At 38.4% G+C, this 20,694-nt stretch carries 17 protein-coding genes; 9 read left to right on the top strand and 8 right to left on the bottom strand.

All coding sequences use genetic code 11. The features are described 5' to 3' along the window. The first annotated feature begins 72 nt into the window (after window positions 1-72). Complete coding sequence (locus tag PHP31_05700; protein ID MDD3738770.1) at window positions 73-1,728, top strand: aryl-sulfate sulfotransferase; 1,656 nt, start codon at window positions 73-75, stop codon at window positions 1,726-1,728. A 45-nt stretch (window positions 1,729-1,773) separates the two neighbouring features. Here the strand turns inward: PHP31_05700 and PHP31_05705 are convergent, their stop codons facing one another. The 3 genes from PHP31_05705 to PHP31_05715 form a co-directional block, all read right to left on the bottom strand. After that, the gene (locus PHP31_05705) at window positions 1,774-1,932 is read right to left on the bottom strand and encodes a hypothetical protein (protein ID MDD3738771.1); all 159 of its coding nucleotides are present in this window, start codon (window positions 1,930-1,932) and stop codon (window positions 1,774-1,776) included. Window positions 1,933-2,077: 145 nt separating this feature from the next. Next, window positions 2,078-3,097 carry a DNA polymerase III subunit delta gene (holA, locus tag PHP31_05710; protein ID MDD3738772.1) on the bottom strand — a complete coding sequence of 340 codons (1,020 nt, stop codon included), beginning with the start codon at window positions 3,095-3,097 and terminating at the stop codon, window positions 2,078-2,080. A 2-nt stretch (window positions 3,098-3,099) separates the two neighbouring features. Further along, window positions 3,100-3,870 carry an AMP nucleosidase gene (locus PHP31_05715; GenBank protein ID MDD3738773.1) on the bottom strand — a complete coding sequence of 257 codons (771 nt, stop codon included), beginning with the start codon at window positions 3,868-3,870 and terminating at the stop codon, window positions 3,100-3,102. Between the two features lie 98 nt (window positions 3,871-3,968). Here PHP31_05715 and PHP31_05720 point away from each other — a divergent pair, with 98 nt between their 5' ends. The 3 genes from PHP31_05720 to PHP31_05730 are packed head-to-tail and all read left to right on the top strand — an operon-like array spanning window position 3,969 to window position 5,551. Then, window positions 3,969-4,421 (top strand): type I restriction enzyme HsdR N-terminal domain-containing protein, encoded by a 453-nt coding sequence (locus PHP31_05720; protein MDD3738774.1) that lies wholly within the window; start codon window positions 3,969-3,971, stop codon window positions 4,419-4,421. 4 nt (window positions 4,422-4,425) lie between these two features. After that, window positions 4,426-4,557 (top strand): hypothetical protein, encoded by a 132-nt coding sequence (locus PHP31_05725; protein ID MDD3738775.1) that lies wholly within the window; start codon window positions 4,426-4,428, stop codon window positions 4,555-4,557. 4 nt (window positions 4,558-4,561) lie between these two features. After that, a complete protein-coding gene (locus PHP31_05730) occupies window positions 4,562-5,551 on the top strand; it encodes a porin (protein MDD3738776.1) in 990 nt (329 codons plus the stop codon). On the opposite strand, the gene PHP31_05735 is transcribed toward PHP31_05730, so the two are convergent. Genes PHP31_05735 through PHP31_05745 form a run of 3 tightly spaced genes read right to left on the bottom strand, consistent with a single transcriptional unit; the run spans window position 5,548 to window position 7,795 of the window. After that, window positions 5,548-6,291: a ribonuclease III domain-containing protein gene (locus tag PHP31_05735; protein ID MDD3738777.1), complete on the bottom strand. Its 744-nt coding sequence runs from the start codon at window positions 6,289-6,291 to the stop codon at window positions 5,548-5,550. The two genes, PHP31_05730 and PHP31_05735, sit on opposite strands and share 4 nt — an antisense overlap. After that, a complete protein-coding gene (gene fabF / locus PHP31_05740; GenBank protein ID MDD3738778.1) occupies window positions 6,292-7,545 on the bottom strand; it encodes a beta-ketoacyl-ACP synthase II in 1,254 nt (417 codons plus the stop codon). Between the two features lie 13 nt (window positions 7,546-7,558). Then, entirely contained in the window at window positions 7,559-7,795 is a 237-nt protein-coding gene (locus tag PHP31_05745) for an acyl carrier protein (protein ID MDD3738779.1), read from the bottom strand. Window positions 7,796-8,277: 482 nt separating this feature from the next. On the opposite strand from PHP31_05745, the gene PHP31_05750 reads away from it, so the two are divergent. The 5 genes from PHP31_05750 to PHP31_05770 all read left to right on the top strand — a co-directional run bounded on the left by PHP31_05750 (window position 8,278) and on the right by PHP31_05770 (window position 19,101). Further along, window positions 8,278-10,383, top strand: a complete 2,106-nt coding sequence (locus PHP31_05750; GenBank protein MDD3738780.1) for an HDIG domain-containing protein — start codon at window positions 8,278-8,280, stop codon at window positions 10,381-10,383. An 85-nt stretch (window positions 10,384-10,468) separates the two neighbouring features. Continuing rightward, window positions 10,469-11,635: an acyloxyacyl hydrolase gene (locus PHP31_05755; protein ID MDD3738781.1), complete on the top strand. Its 1,167-nt coding sequence runs from the start codon at window positions 10,469-10,471 to the stop codon at window positions 11,633-11,635. Window positions 11,636-11,968: 333 nt separating this feature from the next. Then, on the top strand, window positions 11,969-12,715 hold the full coding sequence (locus PHP31_05760; GenBank protein ID MDD3738782.1) for a DUF2807 domain-containing protein: 747 nt from the start codon (window positions 11,969-11,971) through the stop codon (window positions 12,713-12,715). A gap of 993 nt (window positions 12,716-13,708) precedes the next feature. After that, window positions 13,709-18,757, top strand: coding sequence for a T9SS type A sorting domain-containing protein (locus PHP31_05765; GenBank protein ID MDD3738783.1), 5,049 nt, complete (start codon window positions 13,709-13,711; stop codon window positions 18,755-18,757). A gap of 110 nt (window positions 18,758-18,867) precedes the next feature. Then, window positions 18,868-19,101, top strand: coding sequence for a hypothetical protein (locus PHP31_05770; protein MDD3738784.1), 234 nt, complete (start codon window positions 18,868-18,870; stop codon window positions 19,099-19,101). 399 nt (window positions 19,102-19,500) lie between these two features. Here the strand turns inward: PHP31_05770 and PHP31_05775 are convergent, their stop codons facing one another. Both PHP31_05775 and thiD read right to left on the bottom strand, forming a co-directional pair. Beyond that, entirely contained in the window at window positions 19,501-19,899 is a 399-nt protein-coding gene (locus PHP31_05775) for a hypothetical protein (GenBank protein ID MDD3738785.1), read from the bottom strand. Between the two features lie 17 nt (window positions 19,900-19,916). Further along, window positions 19,917-20,694: bifunctional hydroxymethylpyrimidine kinase/phosphomethylpyrimidine kinase (gene thiD / locus PHP31_05780; protein MDD3738786.1), on the bottom strand; the 778-nt coding region annotated here is incomplete at its 5' end.

The following is a 20,694-nucleotide window of genomic DNA, read 5'->3' on the forward strand; positions in this document are numbered from 1 at the left end:
CTTATTAAATCTAGAACTTAAGGGCAACTATGATATAAAAGTACAAAAAAACGTATTTTAAATAATTTACTCATGAAAAAAATAAAGTTGATTTTAGCATTTATTGCTACGATTGCTACATTAACAGCCATGTCGCAGCAGCAAACCGTAGGAATATTTTTTAATACTCCTGAGGCATTTAACGGTTATACCCTTTTCTCGCCTCTAACCGGAACTACAACTTACCTAATAGATAATTGCGGCGAAGTTGTAAACAAGTGGGAATCGGATGCAACACCGGGTTTAGCATCGTATTTAACTCCCGAAGGCAATTTGGTTAGGTGCAAGGCGACGGAAAACGCTGTTTTCCACGGCAGATCGAGTGGAGCGATGGAAGTTTTTAATTGGGAGGGCGAAAGAATTTGGGAATACGCTATTTCCAACGACACTAATTGTCGCCACCACGATATTGAATGTTTGCCTAATGGTAACTTTTTACTTATTGTGTGGGAGTACCATACTCCTGAAGAGGCATCTCAGGTGGGCAGAGTCACCACAGTGAGAGAAGTTTGGTCTGAAAAAATTGTAGAAGTGCAACCCGACTACGAAAACGGAACAGGTACAATAGTTTGGGAATGGAGGGTATGGGATCATTTAATTCAAGATGTTAACCCCAACATAGCTAATTACGGCGTCGTTGCAGATAATCCGCAACGAATAGATATTAACTTTATAGGCGAGACTGAAAACTCTGTAGATTGGCTTCATGCTAACAGTGTAGATTACAATGCCGAGTTAGACCAAATACTTGTCAGCGTGCATCAATTTGGCGAAATATGGATAATAGACCACTCAACAACAACTGAAGAAGCAGCTTCAAGCTCAGGCGGTAATTGTGGAAAGGGTGGCGACTTGCTTTATCGTTGGGGAAATCCCAGAACGTATAAAAGAGGCACTGTAAGTGACCAGAAACTATTTTTGCAACATGATGCCAATTGGATTCCAAAGGGACAAATGGATGAAGGTATGATTTCAATATACAACAATAGAGCAGGCACACCTTACGGTATTGATTATTCTTCTGTTGATGTTATAAACCCACCTTTGTTGGACGACGGCAATTATTTATTCGAGAATGCAGCTTACGCTCCTGCAGATGTGCATTGGACTTATATAGCTGAAAATCCAACCGATTTTTATTCATATAATATTTCCGGAGCAAGCCGACTTCCAAACAATAATACTCTTATTTGCGAAGGCAGGTCGGGAAGGCTTTTTGAAGTCGATTACGAAGGTAATATCGTTTGGCAGTATATAAATCCCGTAGGCATGAATGGTGTTACGCCTCAGTACGTCCAACCTCAATTAAATCTTGTTTTTAAAGTAGAAAGATACGCTCCTGATTTTGAAGGATTTGAAGGTCGTGAACTTATACCGCAAGGGCACATAGAGCCGGGTACATTTGTTGAATGCGAAATTTACGATGGCACTGATATTGAAAGTCTATACGCCGATTATAATTTTCACGTGTTCCCAAATCCGGCAAGCTCGTTGCTTAACATACAGTGGGATTATTCAAATGTTGATGTAATACAATTAAGCGATATAAAAGGAAACTTGTTGGTAGAAATTCCGGCGCACACCAACAGTTCAGTACTCGATGTTAGTTGTTTTAGTGAAGGAGTGTATATAGTTTCACTGTTGCATAAAGGCAATTTGGTTTCAAGCGAGCAAGTTATTGTTATGTAAGTAAGTTTTATTTTGGAACAATTAATTGCCTTTGGCTCTTTGCTATTAGCCGTTAGCCTTTTTGTGGTCAGTGATGGGTGATGAGTGATGAGTGATGGCTTGTCCCGAGTATTCGGGAGTGATGAGTGATGAGTGATGAGTGATGGCTTGTCCCGAGTATTCGGGAGTGATGGGTGATGGGTGGCTTTTGTCAATTAGCCCCAAAACTTCGAGACTTATTGTTTATTGCTCATTGCTCATTGCTCATTGCTCATTGTTCATTGCTAATTGCCAATAGCCAACAGCTACCTCACATCAATGAAATACTAATGCTTATTCTTTGCTTTCTTTAACCTGAGCGTAGCAACTATTAATGCAATATTTTAAAAATAAGTTCTTTTAAAAGTTCGCCATGTGTTGCTGTATTGTTTTCAACTCCAAGAGCTTTTGTTGTGCATTCGCGAATATAGCTTATTATACGAATGGTCTTTTTTAGCGGATAGTTTCTCATTGCAACAAAAAACTCATTTTTATTGTAGTAGTTTAGTTTAAACTTGCTTACAATTTCCTTTTCCGACTTGTTTGGAAGCGAGTGAGCCAAAAGCAATTTATTAAAATGTGAAAAAAGCATTGGCAGAGTTTTAAAAATAGGATTTTCGTTCGGATTTTTATCGAAGTGTATAGCAATCAGATTGGCTTTATAAACATTTTTAAGCGAAATAGCGCTGATGAGTTCAAAAACGTTAAAGTCTTTGCTAATTCCTATATATTTTTCTATATGCTTTTCGTTAATAGTTTCTTTGCTATCAACATTAATAATGAGTTTATCTATCTCGTTTTCAATTTTTTCAAGGTCGTTGCCAACAAATTCCACAATCAAATTTACGGCTTTATTATTGATTTTATAACCTTTTTGAGCAACCCTATCGTTAAGCCATTGTGGAATTTGATTGTCGTACATTTTTTTAACTTCGCAACAAACAGCATTTTCGTTGTTTTCAAAAATTTTGACAATCTTAGCAGGAGGCTTTTTGTATTTAAAGCACATTGCAAATATTGTCGACTGTTGTGGATTTTCGGTATAGGCGATCAGATGTTTAATATTTTCGTCTTTTTTCAGGTCAATGTCTTGACCTTCTTTCAGGATAACAAATTGCTTATCTCCCATCATTGGGAATTGTTTGCAAGTGCCTATAATCTCAATAATGTTGCTGTCTTTACCGTAAAATATATGTTGGTTAAAATCTTTTTCGTCTTCGGTTAAAATGTTTTTAATCATGTGTTCCGAAACTTCATCAATAAAAAAAGGTTCGTCGCCGTATATCAAATACAATGGCGAAAAAATTCTTTTATCTATATTTTTTTTTATTGAGTCGACGGTGTATTTCATAATTAAAACTTGAGGTGCTTAACGGTTATACGTTTTTCTATTAGCTGCTTTAACGACTCTATGCCAAGCGAAACATGTAGTTCCATGTATTTTTGTGTAACAAATTTATCGCTTTCTTCGGTTTTAACACCGCTGGAAATCATAGGTTGGTCTGTAACCAAAAGCAAAGCACCTGTAGGTATGTAATTTGCAAATCCCACAATAAAAATTGTAGCAGTTTCCATATCAACGCCCATAGCTCTTGTGGCGATTAAATATTGTTTAAAATCTTCGTCGTGTTCCCAAACGCGGCGGTTTGTGGTATATACGGTTCCGGTGTAGTAGTCTTGTCCGAAATCGCGAATGGTAGTAGAAATAGCTTTCTGCAAATTAAATGCAGGCAAAGCCGGAATTTCGGGCGGAAAATAATCGTCTGAAGTTCCATCGCCTCTGATAGCAGCTATAGGCAGTATTAAATCGCCCAACTCGTTTATATGTTTTATTCCTCCGCATTTACCCAAAAACAGCACGGCTTTAGGTTTTGCAGCACTAAGCAAATCCATAATAGTTGCAGCATTGGCACTACCCATACCAAAGTTAACCATTGTTATATTGTCTTTTGTGGCACTTGGCATGCTCTTATCAAGCCCTTTTATTTCTACTGAGTTAATATCGGCAAAGGTGTGTAAATAGTCGGAAAAATTTACTAACAAAACATACTCGCCAAACTCTTCAACGCTGGTTCCAGTGTACCTTGGAAGCCAGTTTTCTACAATTTTTTCTTTTGTATCCATGATAATTATTATTTTTGTAGTTCGTAATTATAGTTTAGTCGGCTTAAGTGCAAAGATAATACATTATTATTTTAATAAATTAAATATAAAATTTAAAAATGCAAGAACTTAATTTTCCTGAGTACGATTTTACAATCACTAGCGATGCAAAAGGCGATTATATCTATGATATAATTAGGAAAAAAAACGTAAGGCTAACCCCAGAAGAATGGGTCAGACAGCATTTGGTACACTATTTTATTTTCAATTGTAATTATCCGCAAAGCCTTATAGGTGTTGAGAAACAAATAAAAGTTGGCAACTTGCATAAGCGTTTCGATGTTGTTGTTTTTAACCGAAACGCCAAAGCCTTGCTACTCGCCGAATGCAAAGCACCCGATATTGAAATTACCGAAGACACCTTCGACCAAGCAGCAAGATATAATCTTGCTCTTTCTGCCGACTATTTCGTTATTACCAACGGCATTGATACTTTTTCTTGTAAAATAGACTATAATTACAAGAGGTATTCTTTCCTTTCAGAATTTCCAAACTTGTTTAGCAAAAAATAATTTTATGAAACGAAAATACCGTATTAAAAGACATAAGTTGGAAGTTCCGAGCTACGAGTCCGGAATTTCGAGACTCAAAACTCCCGAATCAGAACTAACCCGAACCCCGCAACTCGCAACCCGTAACACTATTTAATTCTATGAAAAAACTTATCGCAGCCTTATTATTTATTTTTGTTGTTAACGTACCGAATTTATATTCGCAAGAATACTTAGAAGATGAAGACCCTCCAGATGCAGTGTTAAGCGGTAGTTTGAAAACCAAATGGGAAATCAACACCGAAAACAACAAAATGCGTTTCGAGGTCAGAAATGCACGTTTCGGGACTAGAGGCAGCTTGAACGAGCATCTATCGTACAGAGCCGAAGTAGATTTATCTGACGAAGGCAAAATAAAAATGTTAGATGCGTACATTAAATTCACTCCCATAACCAATTTGGATATATATTTAGGACAACGCAAAGTACCATTTGGCTCCGACTATATGCGTGATCCTGTGCAAAACATGTTTGCCAACAGGTCTTTTGTAGCTAAATATGTTAATAACGGATTGAGAGATATTGGCTTTGCGGCTTCATATAAGTTTGATTGTAAAATACCAATAGAATTGTGGGGCAGCATTATGAACGGCACAGGTGGCAACAATCCGGAGTGGATAGTTAAACCAAATTACTCTACACGATTACTTGTTACGCCATTAAAAAATTTGAGGGTCGTGGCTAATTTATACAAAGGGAATACAATTCTTGAGCAAGATTTGTTTATGATTGGTGGCGAGTTACGCTACAAATCGCAGAGGCTTTTAGTTGAGATGGAATATTTGGAAAGAAGTTACAACGATACTACAGCAACTAAAATACATCAGGATGCGTTTTATATTCATTCCTTGTATCACTTTCCTATAAATACAAAGATTTTCAAATATATAAATCCGCTTATTAGGTACGACTATATGGGCTCAAAGCTGTATAAAACGATAAATGCCGAAAGAATAACCGCAGGTGTTAATCTCGGACTTTTCCCAAAACAATTTTTAGGTGAAATTAGGCTCAACTACGAAAAATACTTAAACGGGTACCTGCCTATACATTTCGACAAGTTCACCGTTGAGTTTGTTTTAAGTTTTTAAGATTTTTCACAGCAACTGTACAACTGTTCTTTTTCTTCAATATAGCCGATAGAATTATGTGCGGCGTCTTGTTCGGCTAATTTAATAGAGCTACCTCTTCCGTGACCAACGGTGTTGCCGTCAATCACAACATCAACTTCAAACCCGATACTGGCATCAGTTTGACATAATACGAAATCTATATCAAGGTTATATTTTTGAGCAAAATTTATAACTTGCTTTTTATAGTTGGTATCTGTTTGCTCAACGTCTTCAATATCAATATAATTGGGAATGATTTTTTTTACAACAATATTGTACGTAAAATTATAGCCTTTGTCAATATACATAGCACCTATAAGAGCTTCTAAAGCATTGCCTTTTATGGAGCAGTTGTTGGGTATGGGTCTAACCGTGTCTATTGCAATTGTAATACCCAAATCGTCTGAAAGTTCGTTCAGTCTGTTTCTGCACACCAACCTCGACCTCATTTCCGTCAAAAAACCTTCGTCTTTTAGCGGGTATCTCTTAAATAGGTAATCGGCAATAATCAAATTAATAACCGAATCGCCCAAAAATTCTAAGCGTTCGTTGGTAACTTTATGATTTTTATGCTCGTCTATCGATTTTGACTTATGCCTAAGTGCAATATCGTACAGCTTAATATTTTTGGGGTAAAAGCCAAAAATGCTCCTAACAAATAGAAAAATTCTTCTGTTATGAGCATTGTACTTGATTAAGCGTAATTTATGTAGAAACAATTATTTTACAAATTTTTTAAAAATAATTGAGGCATTATGACCGCCAAAGCCGAAAGTATTGCTTAAAACAACGTTGAGGTCTTTTTTAAGAGCTTTGTTGTAAACAATATTAACGTCTTGGTTTATTTCGGGGTCATCGGTAAAGTGGTTGATTGTAGGAGGAACTATACCGTTTTGCATAGCCATAATAGATGCAATAGCTTCAATAGCACCGGCAGCGCCAAGTAGGTGTCCGGTCATCGACTTTGTGGAGTTAACGGCTAACTTGGAACTATGTTCACCAAAAACACTTAAAATAGCTGTAATCTCAGCTATATCGCCAAGTGGTGTAGATGTTCCGTGAGTGTTAATGTGGTCGACATCTGTAGTGCTAAGGTTTGCATCTTCAAGAGCAAGTTTCATACCTTTAATAGCTCCGTGTCCTTCGGGGTGAGGTGCAGTAATATGATGGGCGTCGCCCGTCATACCTGCTCCTGCTACTTCGCAATAAATTTTGGCTCCACGAGCTAATGCATGTTCGAGTTCTTCAAAAATTAATGCACCGGCGCCTTCTCCTAACACAAAACCGTCGCGGTCTTTATCAAACGGACGAGATGCTGTTTTCGGATCATCATTGCGAGTAGAGATTGCATGCATTGCATTAAAACCTCCAACACCTGGAATGTTGATTGCAGCTTCGGAACCTCCCGTTACAAAGGCATTAGCTTTACCTAATCTGATGTAATTAAAAGCGTCAATCATGGCGTGTGCCGATGATGCACAAGCTGATACGATTGCGTAGTTAGGTCCTCTAAAACCATACTTGATAGATATTTGACCGGCTGCAATATCTGCAATCATTTTCGGTACCATCAGAGGGTTAAATCTTGGTGTGCCGTCTCCTTGGAGAAATTCTTCAACTTCGTTGTACATGGTATTCATACCACCTATTCCGGATGCCCAAATAACTCCAACACGGTCGCAATCGACGTTGTCGTTTAACAAATTCGACATATCAACAGCTTCTTGCGATGCTACCATGCCGTAAATTGTATATAAGTCGAGCTTGCGAGCCTCTTTTCTATCAAGATATTGCAAAGGATCAAAATCTTTCACCTCGCAACCAAATTGAGTTTTAAATTTACTTGCATCAAAATGAGTTATAGGTCCGGCACCGCTAACACCATTAACCAACGACTCCCAATACGATTGTACAGTATTGCCTATTGGCGTTACCGATCCCAGACCCGTAACAACTACTCGTTTTAAATTCATAAAATTTAATGAATTATTTTAGACTTTTTTCTAAATAATTGATTGCGTCTCCCACAGTAACTATTTTTTCTGCTTCTTCGTCAGGAATTGCAATGTTGAATTCTTTTTCAAATTCCATGATAAGTTCAACTGTGTCAAGTGAATCTGCACCTAGATCGGTTGCAAAGTTAGCTGTTGGAACAACTTCACTTTCTTCTACGCCTAATTTTTCTACAATAATAGCTTTAATTCTGTTTGCTACGTCTGTCATTGTGATTAAAATTTAAATGTTTATAATCGGCAAAAATACAATTTTTTTAATAATTACCTAATTTTGTCATAACAAAATATATTTTGTGCCTATTTATTAGGTTATCAGTACTGAAAATGTGGCTTTTAGCCCCGAAGTTTCGGGGCTGGTGATGAGTGGTGGGTGATGGGTGGTGAGTGTTTCGACATTTTTGGCACTTCGATACGCCTTCGGCACTCAGTGACCGAAAATGCCTAACTCGAACATAACCCGCACCCCGCAACCCGCACCCCGTACCGCCAATAGCCAACAGCCAATTTGCTGGCGCGCTTTTGTAAAGCGTGTCAGCAAACTCCTAACTCGTAACTCTCCCGCACCCTGCGCCGCCAATAGCCAATAGCTAACAGCCAACAGCTAATGACCAACAGCAAATATATGTTTACGTGTTGATACAATGTTATTACGGATATTTTGTAATTTAGTGGCGTCAATTTGTTAAATAAATGAAAACAAAATTTAAGAAAATTATTTCCGGCATTACGTATTCGGGTGTTAAAAAGGTATTGTTATTTGTTGTAGCTATTGTTTTGGTTATGATAATGTTACCTAAACAACAAAAATTTAAGTACGATTATTTTTTGGGAAAACCATGGAAATACGACGACTTCTATGCTATAGACGATATTGCTATTCTTAAACCCGAAGACGAATTGGAAAAAGAAAGACAGAAAGTATCGGAAGAAAGTTTACCTTATTATACTCGAAATACCTACATTCAGGATAGTGTTAAAATAGAATTGAAAAACTATTTGTACAGCATCGATACTTCTCCGGAATTAAGCCATAAGAGGTCGGCTTTTTTTTCTAAAAATAAAGAAAAAATTTTGTCGTTAGGTAGCAGATTATTAGATTCGGTTTACAACAAGGGTATAATTTTATTGAACGAAAATGCTAGCGAAAAGCTAAGTGCCGAAAATGCCGATAATATTATGCTTATGATAGGCAATAACAAGGTTCAGGTACATAATAAAAACGACTTCCATAATATTGCATCGGCGAATAATTATTTTATTAACAATCTGAAAAATCAGCCCGAGGAGGTATCAAAACGGCTTTTGCCTGTTCTTCAAAGATTATTGACGTACAATATTAATTTTAGTCAAAGTTACACGCAACTGCATTACGATCAAAGCATCAGCAGAATTTCATTAACTCGCGGTGTTATACAAAAAGGCGAAAGAGTTGTTGCTCGTGGCGAAATCGTCAATCAAACTAAGTTTTTGGCTCTTGAAACCATCAGACAGAACTACGAATCGCAGCAGATTGACAAAAAACATTACACCAACACTCTAATAGGGCAGTTGATATTGGTTTGCATAGCTTTTGCCACAATAGCCTTGTATCTGTTTACATTTAACAATAAATTGTTCAATTCCGATAAATCTATAGGCTTGCTTTTGTTTTTAATTCTGCTTGTAGTCGGAATGGTGATATTATCGTTGAAGTTGGCTCCTGAGTTCTTGCTAATTGTCCCAATACCGGTTGTTCCTTTGATGATACGTCTGTTTTTTGATTCAAAAACGGCAATATTCGTACATGTTCTTGTTATGGTAATTTTATCATTTATAGTTCCCAATAATATCGTGTTTTTATTTACCGAGCTTGTTGTTGGTGTTGTAGCCATTATTAGCATTGTAAGTTTAGAAAGAAGGTCGCAGTTGTTTACTACATCATTAATAATTTTTATTAGCTATTCGCTGATATACACAGGCTTTTACTTGATACAAGAAGGAACTTTGCAGGGTATTAATTTCGTTTCGTATATAATTTTGTTTGTTAGTTCGTTGCTGACTATGTTGGTTTATCCGCTGTTATTTTTGTTTGAAAAGTTGTTCAGAATAACAACTAACATAACTTATTTTGAGCTTACCGACACAAACCATCCGTTGCTAAGAGAGTTGTCGCTAAAGGCTCCCGGCACTTTTCAGCATTCGCTTATGGTTTCCAATATGGTTGAAGAAGCATGTATAGCAATTGGAGCAAATTCTTTGTTGGGCAGAGTTGGAGCTTTGTACCACGATATAGGAAAAATCGACAACCCACAGTTTTTTATAGAAAACCAAACTAGCGGTTACAATCCACACGATGATATTGAATACACCGAAAGTGCAAAAATAATTGTAGGGCACGTTATTAAGGGTATTGAAAAAGCCAGAGCTCAAAGGATCCCTAACGAAGTCATTGATTTTATCAGAACGCATCACGGAACTAGATGTGCTCAGTATTTTTACAATAAATACAAAATTGCCAATCCCGATAAAGAGCCCGACGAAAAAATATTCAGGTATCACGGTCCTATTCCACAAACTAAAGAGACTTCTATTTTGATGATAGTTGACCCGGTTGAGGCTGCTTCAAGGACTCTGAAAACGCCTACTGAACAGAATATTGTAGAACTTATTGAAAACGTAGTTAAAACAATTATTGATGCCAAGCAGTTCGACAACTCGGAGCTTACTTTGCAAGAAATTGATATGGTAAAAAAAGTACTTAAAAGCAGATTGATGAGTATTTATCACGTCAGAATTGAATATCCGGTGGTTAAATAAATTATTCTTGCAACATTTTGGGCATTGTTACGTTATTATTTTCAAAAAACAGATTAAGCACTTTAAAGTCGAACGATTTTTGCTGATGGAATTTATAAGAAAAAAAATCTCGTTTGTGTTGGTGGCAATTGCGTTGCTGATGAGTTCTTATTTGTTCGGTCAGAGCAAAAACAAGTGGATGGAAAATGTTTTGGTCGAAACTCGACTTAACTATGGCTTTTTGATAAATCACCATTTGGAAATGGAAATTTATAACAGCCATTTTCCTATGTTTGAAGTAAATATAGGGAAAGAAACTTTTGGCAAAAAACGTTGGCATTCTTATTATTTGTATCCGTTTTTAGGACTTAGTTATCAGTATTCGCATTTGGGCAATTCTAATATTTTAGGGAGCTCTCATGCAGTTTTTCCATATATCAATTATCCTTTGTTTCGCAACGGTCGCGAGTCATTAAATTTTCGTGTAGGATTAGGATTGGCGTATCTTACCAAGTGCTACGACCGTATTGATAATTACAAGTACATTGCAATTGGCTCGCATATAAATGCGGCAGCCAATTTTATTTTGGAGTATCGCTACGAAGTTTCAACGCGGTTACAAACTTCAATAGGACTATCGCTAACTCACTTTTCAAACGGTTCTACCAAAAATCCCAACTACGGAATAAATATTCCCACAATCGATGCTTCGTTGGCATACCGACTCAAGCGAAAAGAAAATTACAGAGAGTATAAGATACTGCCCGACTTGTACATTTTTGAGTTTCCAAAACCTAAATCCTTTGATTTTAATGCAAACTTCAACGTTGCCTTTAAGGACATGGAAAACATCAACAACCGAAAATTTATGATTTACAATTTTGCTTTTACCACAATGAAACGAATTTCGTACAAGAGTAGTTTTGGTGTGGCTCTTGATGTAACATCTCACGGAGCCGATTACTACATGGCAGATTACGATAGCATTGAATACAAACGTGAGAGTCAGCTTCTTAGGCTTGGTGGAAGTGCGATGTACAAACTAAGCATGTCGAAATTGCATTACTACGGCGGATTTGGATTTTATTTTAGTGGAAAAGTCGTTCTTTGGGAATCGTATTTTAAAATTGGTTTACAGTACGATATAAATGATTTTTTGTTTGCCGATTTAACGCTTAGAACCAATTTTGGCAAAGCCGATTTTGTAGGTTTAGGCTTGGGTTATAAGTTTACTTACTATGGAGATGGAAGGAAGCATAGAGGTGGTGGGTGAATGGTGAATGGTGAATGGTGATGGGTGATGGGTGATGGGTGATGAGTGATTCGACATTTTCGGTCATTGAGTGCCGATATTGAGCGAAGCGAGATATCGGTGTATCGAAATGCCGAAAATGGTGGTTGGAAGTTCTGAGTTCTGAGTTCTGAGTCAGGAGTTTAAATACTCGTAACTCGTAACTCCAAACTTAGAACTAACACGCAACTCGCACCACGTAACACGCAACCCGCAACACGAATCCGCCAACAGCTAATAGCCAATAGCTAACTTTATCGGACAACAATAATTTTAATAATAATTTGTTACTTTTGAGACCATTACATAATTAAGATGAAAAAACTAAGTTACATACTGATATTATTTGTCGCTGTAGCCTTGTTGAGCTCCTGTTCCGATAGTCATTGGTTTGATTTTGCCAAAAGTACGGGCGAAATTGTCAGAATTGAGCGTCCATTGGAAGGCACATTTGACACTTTGGTTTTTAACGATAACATAAACGTTGAGATTACAATTGGCAACGAATATAAGTTGGAATTGGAAGGCGGAGAAAATTTACTGCCCGGGATTGAAACTTCCGTTAAAGATAGCACTATTACTTTTTCCAATAAAAACAGATTTAATTGGGTTAGGTCGTACAAGCCAAAAATTAATGCATATCTGACTTTACCTTTCATTTCGCAAATGAGATACAAATCGGTAGGCACTATAACCAATACGGGTACTATTATGCAACCTTATCTTGATATACTGGGGACAGGCGGTTCGGGTTATATTAAACTTAACCTTAATGTCAACGAACTTAAATTAGCTTTGGTAAACGGAGCCATTGATGCCGACCTAAAAGGCAGAGTTGGAGCTCTTTACGCTTTTAACGACGGATTAGGCGTTTTTAGATGCTATGAGCTTAATACAGGATTTTTGTACATTACTAATAAAGCTGCAAACAACTGCTACGTTACTGCTACTAACACTATTGAATACGTAATTGAAGGCGTTGGAGATATTTACCTAAAAGGCAATCCACCTAATATAAGCGGTACTGCAAGTGGAGGAGGAAAATTGGTGATGAGTGAATAGTGGTGGGTGGTGGTTGGAGAATGGTGGTGGGTGGTGGCTTGTCCCGAGAATTCGGGAGTGGTGGATGGTGAGTGGTGAGTGGTGGCTTGTCCCGAGAATTCGGGAGTGATGGGTGATGAGTGGTGAGTGGTTGGAAGTCAGGAGTTCTGTCCCGAAGTTTCGGGAGAGTTCTGAGTATCGAGTACCGTGACTCCTAACTCGTAACTCCTCACTCAGAACTAGCCAAAAGCCAACGGCTAACAGCCAACAGCTATATTGTTAAATATTCGCTTTGCAAAAGCGAGCGAGCGTCAATAAAAAAAATCTGCTGGCGCGCTTTTGTAAAGCGTGCCTACAAACTCGAAACTCGAAACTCGAAACTCCTAACTAACCCGCAACTCGTAACCCGTAACCCGCAACCCATAACAGCCCATTACTCCAAAGTGTCTCATTTTGAGACTTTAGCACCCGCTCGCTTTGCAAAAGCGAGCGAGCGTCGATAATAAAAATTTGCTGGCGCGCTTTTGTAAAGCGTGCCGGCAAACTCGAAACTCGCAACTCGAAACTCCTAACTAACCCGCAACTCGTAACCCGTAACCCGTAACTCGAAACTCCTAACTAACCCGTAACCCGTAACCCGCACCTCGCACCTCGCACCCCGCACCCCGCAACTCGTAACTCGCAACCCGTACCCCGTACCCCGTACCCCGCAACCCATAACAGCCAATTACTGCAAAATTTCTCATTTTGAGAATTTAGTGTTTCTAGTTACACTTCAATATTTCGGCTACTATTTTTTGTTTCAACATTTCGGCTAAGCTAACAACCACAGCGCAAAGCTCGAAGTTGCAACCAATTTTTAATTACAAATTAAAAATTGTTAAAAAATTTTTAACAATTTTTTAACATGGAAATAAAATTAATATACTTTTGTGCCTTATAGTTTTTCTGCAACACCTTGGTTCAGACAAACTAACAGTATTAAAACCAATTATTAATTAATCAATTCAAGCTATGAAAAAAATTGTACTCTTAGCTACATTTATTGTAGGCATGGCATTTAGCACTGTTTCTTATGGTCAAACATTAGCATACACGTTTGATCTTAACAACCTAACCTACACACAAGATTTTACTATCCCGAGCTACCCCTACGAAATTTATCCAACAGGTTGGAAAGGAATTAAAGCAGGTGGTACGTACCACTACTACGAAATAGGCGAAGATATTCCATTGGATTGCACAACCGGTGAAGGCGCAGATAATTCTGGCGTTTACCTTGTTGGTCCGCCTTATTATAGTAATTTCACCGAAAGAGCTTTTGGCTCAAGGGCTGATGAAATGATAGTTCCGGCTTTTGGAGCTGTATTTAAAAACAATACGGGTTATAAAATTATCAAAATTGATTTCTCGGGTTTTTGCGAACAATGGCGTACCGGAGGTTACTCTTACGTTCATGAAATTACATATTTTGAAATTAGCTTTAATGCTAACGACCTTTACGATCCTGATGCAACTTGGATAAAATTAAGCAGTTTTGACCTTAAAGAAATTAGACATGATCTTTCGACCGCATCACAAGGTATAGATGGTAACTTGGATGATAACAGGGAATATATTAGTGCAAGCTACGAAAATGCACAGTGGCAACCAGGCAGTAATATGTGGATACGCTGGACTGATGTCGATGACGATGGCTTAGACGCACTAATGGCTATTGACGACCTTTGTATTACGGTTACTCCTGACGTTAAGGCTATTCCGCAAGGGATTGCACACAATTTCGACCTTTACAACATGACCTATAATCAAAATTTCGACGGTATGGGAACCGGCGGGACAAACTATCCTACAGGTTGGTTAGGATTTCAAGGTGGTGGCAACAATCCAATAATGATAGGTACAACCCTTCCGATAGAAGTTACTGACGGCTCAAGTGGAAATGGGGGCATGTTCAATGTTGGTACATCCGGCGAAAACGATAGAGCTTTGGGGTCAGTATCCTTTTATGGGATGACGGTTCCGGTATTCGGAGCTGTATTAAAAAACAGTACATGCAGAACTATTTCAAAATTAGACTTCTCGGGCTATTGCGAGCAATGGCGTACCGGTGGTATGAGTAGCATAGATGAGGTTCATAAGTTTGAAATCAGCAATGACGCTACTTGCCTTAATGACACTAGTGCCACCTGGTCAAGGGTGAGCAGTTTTGACCTTAAAGAAAAGTTAACAACCACAAACGGTTCGTACGCAGTAAATGGTAACTTGGCTGACAACAAGATGCAAATTACTGCATCTGTAATTGTAGACTGGCCACATAACACAAAAGTGTGGATACGTTGGTCTGACGACCAAGTATTTGCCAACAACTCATTATTAGCTATCGACGACCTTTCAATTACAGCCACTTTGGCAGACCCAGTATTAAACGTTACTCGTCCCGATATAGGGGCTAGATGGGAACAAGGCTCAACTTACCATATTAGATGGCTACAAGCAAGTATTGTCGATGGTGTTAAAATTGAAATTAAAAATACTGCATCAAGCACTTGGAATACCTTAGCAGAAAACATAACTCCAACTAATGGCTTTTGGGCTTGGAACATTCCTGCCGACTACCCAACGGGTACCTATAAAATTAAGTTAACAGCAGGTTCAAAAGTAGCAGAGAGCGTAATTTTTAATATTGTAGCACCTATCCTACAAGTAGCACATGTATTTGACGTTAACAACGCAACCTACAATGAAAATTTCGACGGCATGGGACCCACCGGAACAAATTATCTAACAGGTTGGAAGGGAGTTGGTATATATCATGCTGGTGGTAGTAGCAATCTTCTGTTACAAATTTCCAACGGTGATCCAGCCGTTGCCGGCGAAGTATTCAATACCGGTTCATCCGGCGATACCGATAGAGCTTTGGGAACAAGAACAAACGAATCACAGTCACGGCAGCCATGTATCGGAGCTGTATTTAAAAACAATACCGGCTCAAGTATTAAATATATTGATTTCTCCGGTTTTTGCGAACAATGGAGCACAGTAGGATGGAATCCTATGTCCGGTAGCTACGATGAGGTTCATGCTTTTGAAGTCAGTTTCAATGCTAGAGATATTGACGATAAATTGGCTACTTGGGAATCTGTTAATTTTCACCTTTATGAAATTGTAAAGAATAGTTACCAAACTGTAGCTGTAGATGGTAATTCGGATACTTACAGAAAACCTATAAGTAATAATAATTATTATACAAACCATAATTGGGAACAAGGTGCCAATATGTGGATACGCTGGACTGACGACGATCCAAAAAAGGGCAAAAATTCACTACTTGCTATCGACGACCTTTCAATTGCAGTTACTCCGGCTCCGTTTATAAATGTTATTTCCCCAAAAACAGGAGATAAATGGCAAGGAGGCTCGTACTTTAATATTAAATGGTCGCATGCAGGTATGACCGAAGGTGTAAAAATTGAACTAAAAAATTTAACAGCCGGCTCAGAATGGACAACCTTAGCCGAAAACGTACCTATAAGTAAAGGCTCTTGGGAATGGGCAATTCCGCACAGTCAACAGGTAGCTTCGTACAGAATTAGATTAACAGCCGGTGGAATATCTGTGGAGAGTGAAATTTTTTCTGTTGAAAATAGATATATATTCATTGAAGCTCCCGGAGTTATTGGCGAACTTAATAAATGGGTAAAAGGCACTACACATGATATTGTGTGGGCTATAGCTGAAGTTATGTCGGGTAACGTAAAAATAGAACTTACCCGCAATGCATCTGCAGCTAATCCCGTTTGGGAAGTGCTTGTAGCTTCGGTTCCGGTAGCAAACCGAGCTTGGACTTGGAATATTACGCAAGACGCAAGCAACGACTGTAAGATTAGAATAACGCATGAATTACGCGATTATTCGGCAGAAAGTGTGACATTTAGTATTATAGACCCTGCAGATGTGCCTAAAATATTTATTTCCGAATATATAGTAGGTTCAGGCAATAATAAAGCCATTGAAATATACAACGGTACAGGTGATGCTATTAATTTGCCTAAATTGAAAGTTCTGGTTTATCCGTCTAATAGCATTTATAGGAGGGAATGGAGTTTTGGAACTCAATACCTTGCCGCAGGAAATGCTTATGTTATATATAATCACGGTGCCAATGCAGGTATTAAAGATTACGGCGATGACGAATATTCATATTTATTTGAATCTGTTAATGGTGACGATGCTATTGCAGTTCATTACGATGGTGTACTTTGCGATTTGTTTGGAAAAATAGGAGATAATCCTGCTAGCGGAGCTTGGGATGTTGCAGGTGTAGCCGATGCTACAAAAAACAAAACCCTGTTACGCAAGCTTAATGTAACTAAAGGTAATTACATGCCTAAAAGCTCTTTCGGAACAACAGCCGAAAATAGCGAATGGGTAGTTAAGGAAACGGATTATTTTGGCAACGTAGGTGGTTTTGGTGCAGTTTTAACACACGGTGCCAATACCGGCTTAGATGCCAGCTACGATTTACCTATAAGCGATGCTATTGATACTACATTCAATCTTATTATTAATAATAACACTGTTGATGTAAATTCAAATTTGAATAATGTAAACAATTTAGTACTAAAAGAATTAGGAAATACAACATTTACAATTCAACCCAATGTTAACTTAAATATTGCCGGTAGTATTTTTAGTAAGATGCCTATAGCATACCCGCCAAATGCTCCTGCTACTGCCAGCTTTGATGTTTTAAGCGATAATACGGGTACAGGCACATTTTTACACAATTTTACAGCAAACGGAAATATAAAAAGGTATATTTCGGGCAATGCAATTCTCACTGCAAATTGCTACCACGGTGTAAGTGTTCCGCTAGTACAAAGTGCAAATCCGCAAAGCGGTCTGTTTATGGGCTCATATTTGTACAGTTTCAACGAATCACTCAACCAATGGGAAGGTATGGGTTCATCTACTACTAACGCTTTAGACGTAACCAAAGGATATTTGATATACTATCCCGGCGATAATAAAACATACAATTTTAACGGCACTTTTAATTACGACCAATTCACAATACCATACACAGCAACGGATGCAGATAAAGGTTTTAACTTCATACCTAATCCTTATCCTTCGCATATCGATTTTTCAGAAATTGAAAATTTCCCAGCCAGCTTATCACCAGGTTTTTGGGTATGGGATAATGGCAACTACAGAGCTTATAACGTTCCTGCCGGAACGGGTACAACCACAAATTACGATACTATTTCCATAGGTCAGGCGTTTTTCGTTAGAGCCACAGGTGCAGGTATACTGTCACTTACCAATAAATGTAGAGTAGGCAATAAAACAGGCAAATTAACACCTTTTTATAGCACGGGTAATCAACGTAACACCTTACGTATAGCCGCCAATGGCAATCAGTTGCAGGACGAAATACTATTTGTTTTCGATAATAAATGGAATTTAGGCACAGACGAAGGCGATATGGTTAAAATGGTAGGTTCGGAAGAAGCGCCACAACTTAGCAGCATCAACGCCGATAACGAAAAACTAACGCTTAATACCTTGCCGTTAAATAGGTACGAAACAAATATACCGCTTAACTTTACACTCAGCGCATCAACACAAGTAAAATTTGTAGCCGATATCAGTAGTCTACAAAACGATATTACACCTTACTTGATTGACAAAAAAGAAAACAGAACAGTAAACCTACGTCAAAATCCTGCTTACACTTTCAATCATGCATACACAGATAACGACAACCGCTTTGAATTAAAACTTGTAAACGCCGTATATTCCACACCCTACGATTTGGCAGACGAAAACATGATTTATGTAAATAGCAATAATCAAATTGTTATTTCCATACCCGACATGCAAAACACCAAAACTATGGTCAATATATACGATATGCAAGGTAAGTTAGTTAGCAGCAATTCGGTTTATTTGACTGACACCTTCGTAACTCAAGCACCATTTGTTTCGGGTGTTTATATGGTAAGTGTGGTTAATTCAACGCAAACTGTGAATAAAAAGGTCGTTGTTACCCGTTAGAATAAGTTGCGTGGTACGTGTTGCGTGTTGCGTGTTGCGTGTTGCGTGGTTCGGGATAACCCGCAACTCGTAACCCGTAACAGCCAATTAAAAACAAAAAAACATCAGATATGAAAACAACACTAAAAACAATCTTACTAGTAATTGTACTAACATTAGGCGTACAATTTTATTTATCGGCACAAACGCCACCAAAACCACCTACTGAAGCCACTGACGGAGGAAAGAATGGTATCGTAGGAGGAGCCCCAATAGGTAGCGGTATTGTAGTATTGCTAACTCTTGCCGGAGCCTACGGCGGATATAAATTGTATAAAAACGCAAACGAAGAGAAGGAGGAATAGTGAATGCTTGTCCCGAGAATTCGGGAGTGATGAGTGATTGGTGATTGGTGGTGAGTGGTCGGTGATGAGTGCGACATTTTCGGTCATTGAGTGCCGATATTGAGCGAAGCGAGATATCGGTGTATCGAAATGCCGAAAATGGAGAATAGTTTCGAGTTCTGAGTTTTTCTCAATAGCCGTGTCTTTAAAGGCACGGCTATTGAAGCGAAATGCCGAAAATAGAGAAGACCCGCTCGCTTTGCAAAAGCGAGCGAGCGTTGATAAAAACAATCAGCTGGCGCGCTTTTGTAAAGCGTGTCAGCATACTCGAAACTCGTAACTCCTAACTCCTAACTCAGAACTAACACGCAACCCGCAACCCGCAACCCGCAACCCGTAACCCGTAACCCGTAACCCGAATCAGAACGGTTTTTTATACGGATTAAATATCATTGATTCTCTATGAATGTTAAAATTATTTACAACATGCATAAGAGCTTGTAGGTCGTTTTCTCTAAGGTAGTTGATAGCTTGTGGTTTTTTGTTGCACGCTTCGGCAAGTATGGCATATATCTTATAATCGTGGCGGACTAACCAAAGCAATGCATCTACATTGTTATCTGCGGCTCTGTCGAAAGCTCCTAAATGCGGGTAACCGTTAGCCATAAGCCATTCAAAACCTTCATTATTGCCGCGCATACAAATACTTAGAGCAGCCAATTCGGGATAGCCGTTTTTGGTAAGCCACTCCAATATATCTTTGTTGCCTGTGAGTGTTTCGGCAAATGCTATTACGATTTTCGGTTCGTATTCTAACAAGTATTATAGTTTTTTATTTAACTTCTAAAACTTTGATGATGTACAGTTCCAACAAATTGGTTAAGAGCAAACGATTCTTTCAAAGCTTTTGTCATACAAGCTTTTGTTGTTTTAAGAGCTTCTGGCACGGTGCTGCCTTTTGTAAGTTCGGCAGTTATAGAAGCCGCAAACGTGCAACCGGCACCGTGGTTGTAATGAGTCATTACTTTTTCCGACTCGAAAACAACAAAATCTTTGCCGTCGTACAGAGTATCAATAGCAAGTGTTGGGTGAAAATCTTTGCCGCCTTTAACTATAACGTTTTTACAGCCGAAAGAGTGTATTTTCTTGGCAGCAATTTCCATATCTTCAATTGTTTTAATCGGCTCAACATTTGCTAATTGAGCTGCTTCAAAAAGATTGGGAGTAACTACTGTTGCATGCGGTAGCAAGTATTTTTGCATTGCTATTGTATTTTCCGGAAACAAAGCTTCGGTTGTGCCTTTGCAAACCATTACCGGGTCAATGACTATAATAGGAGTTTTAATATCGGCTAAGGTTTTGCCAACTAACTCAATAATTTCAACGGTAGGCAGCATACCTGTTTTTAGTCCGTCTATTCCAACTCCGTAGAGAGCAGTCTTAATTTGCTCTTTAATAATGTTTATATCTATTGGAAAAACCTTGTGATCCCAATTTTGCGGATCCATAGCAACAACAACGGTAATAACAGACATACCGTAAACGTTTCTTTCTTCAAAGGTTTTTAAATCGGCTTGTAATCCTGCACCACTACTGGTATCCGATCCTGCAATT

It is taken from the genome of Lentimicrobiaceae bacterium, from assembly GCA_028697555.1.
GTDB lineage: Bacteria > Bacteroidota > Bacteroidia > Bacteroidales > UBA4417 > UBA4417.

Excerpts from the sequence above, each read along its gene's own strand:
- PHP31_05700 (MDD3738770.1), top strand. The coding sequence starts at position 73 with ATGAAAAAAATAAAGTTGATTTTAGCATTTATTGCTACGATTGCTACA.
- holA (MDD3738772.1), bottom strand. The coding sequence starts at position 3,097 with ATGAAATACACCGTCGACTCAATAAAAAAAAATATAGATAAAAGAATT.
- PHP31_05715 (MDD3738773.1), bottom strand. The coding sequence starts at position 3,870 with ATGGATACAAAAGAAAAAATTGTAGAAAACTGGCTTCCAAGGTACACT.
- PHP31_05720 (MDD3738774.1), top strand. The coding sequence starts at position 3,969 with ATGCAAGAACTTAATTTTCCTGAGTACGATTTTACAATCACTAGCGAT.
- PHP31_05725 (MDD3738775.1), top strand. The coding sequence starts at position 4,426 with ATGAAACGAAAATACCGTATTAAAAGACATAAGTTGGAAGTTCCGAGC.
- PHP31_05730 (MDD3738776.1), top strand. The coding sequence starts at position 4,562 with ATGAAAAAACTTATCGCAGCCTTATTATTTATTTTTGTTGTTAACGTA.
- fabF (MDD3738778.1), bottom strand. The coding sequence starts at position 7,545 with ATGAATTTAAAACGAGTAGTTGTTACGGGTCTGGGATCGGTAACGCCA.
- PHP31_05745 (MDD3738779.1), bottom strand. The coding sequence starts at position 7,795 with ATGACAGACGTAGCAAACAGAATTAAAGCTATTATTGTAGAAAAATTA.
- PHP31_05750 (MDD3738780.1), top strand. The coding sequence starts at position 8,278 with ATGAAAACAAAATTTAAGAAAATTATTTCCGGCATTACGTATTCGGGT.
- PHP31_05755 (MDD3738781.1), top strand. The coding sequence starts at position 10,469 with ATGGAATTTATAAGAAAAAAAATCTCGTTTGTGTTGGTGGCAATTGCG.
- PHP31_05760 (MDD3738782.1), top strand. The coding sequence starts at position 11,969 with ATGAAAAAACTAAGTTACATACTGATATTATTTGTCGCTGTAGCCTTG.
- PHP31_05765 (MDD3738783.1), top strand. The coding sequence starts at position 13,709 with ATGAAAAAAATTGTACTCTTAGCTACATTTATTGTAGGCATGGCATTT.
- PHP31_05770 (MDD3738784.1), top strand. The coding sequence starts at position 18,868 with ATGAAAACAACACTAAAAACAATCTTACTAGTAATTGTACTAACATTA.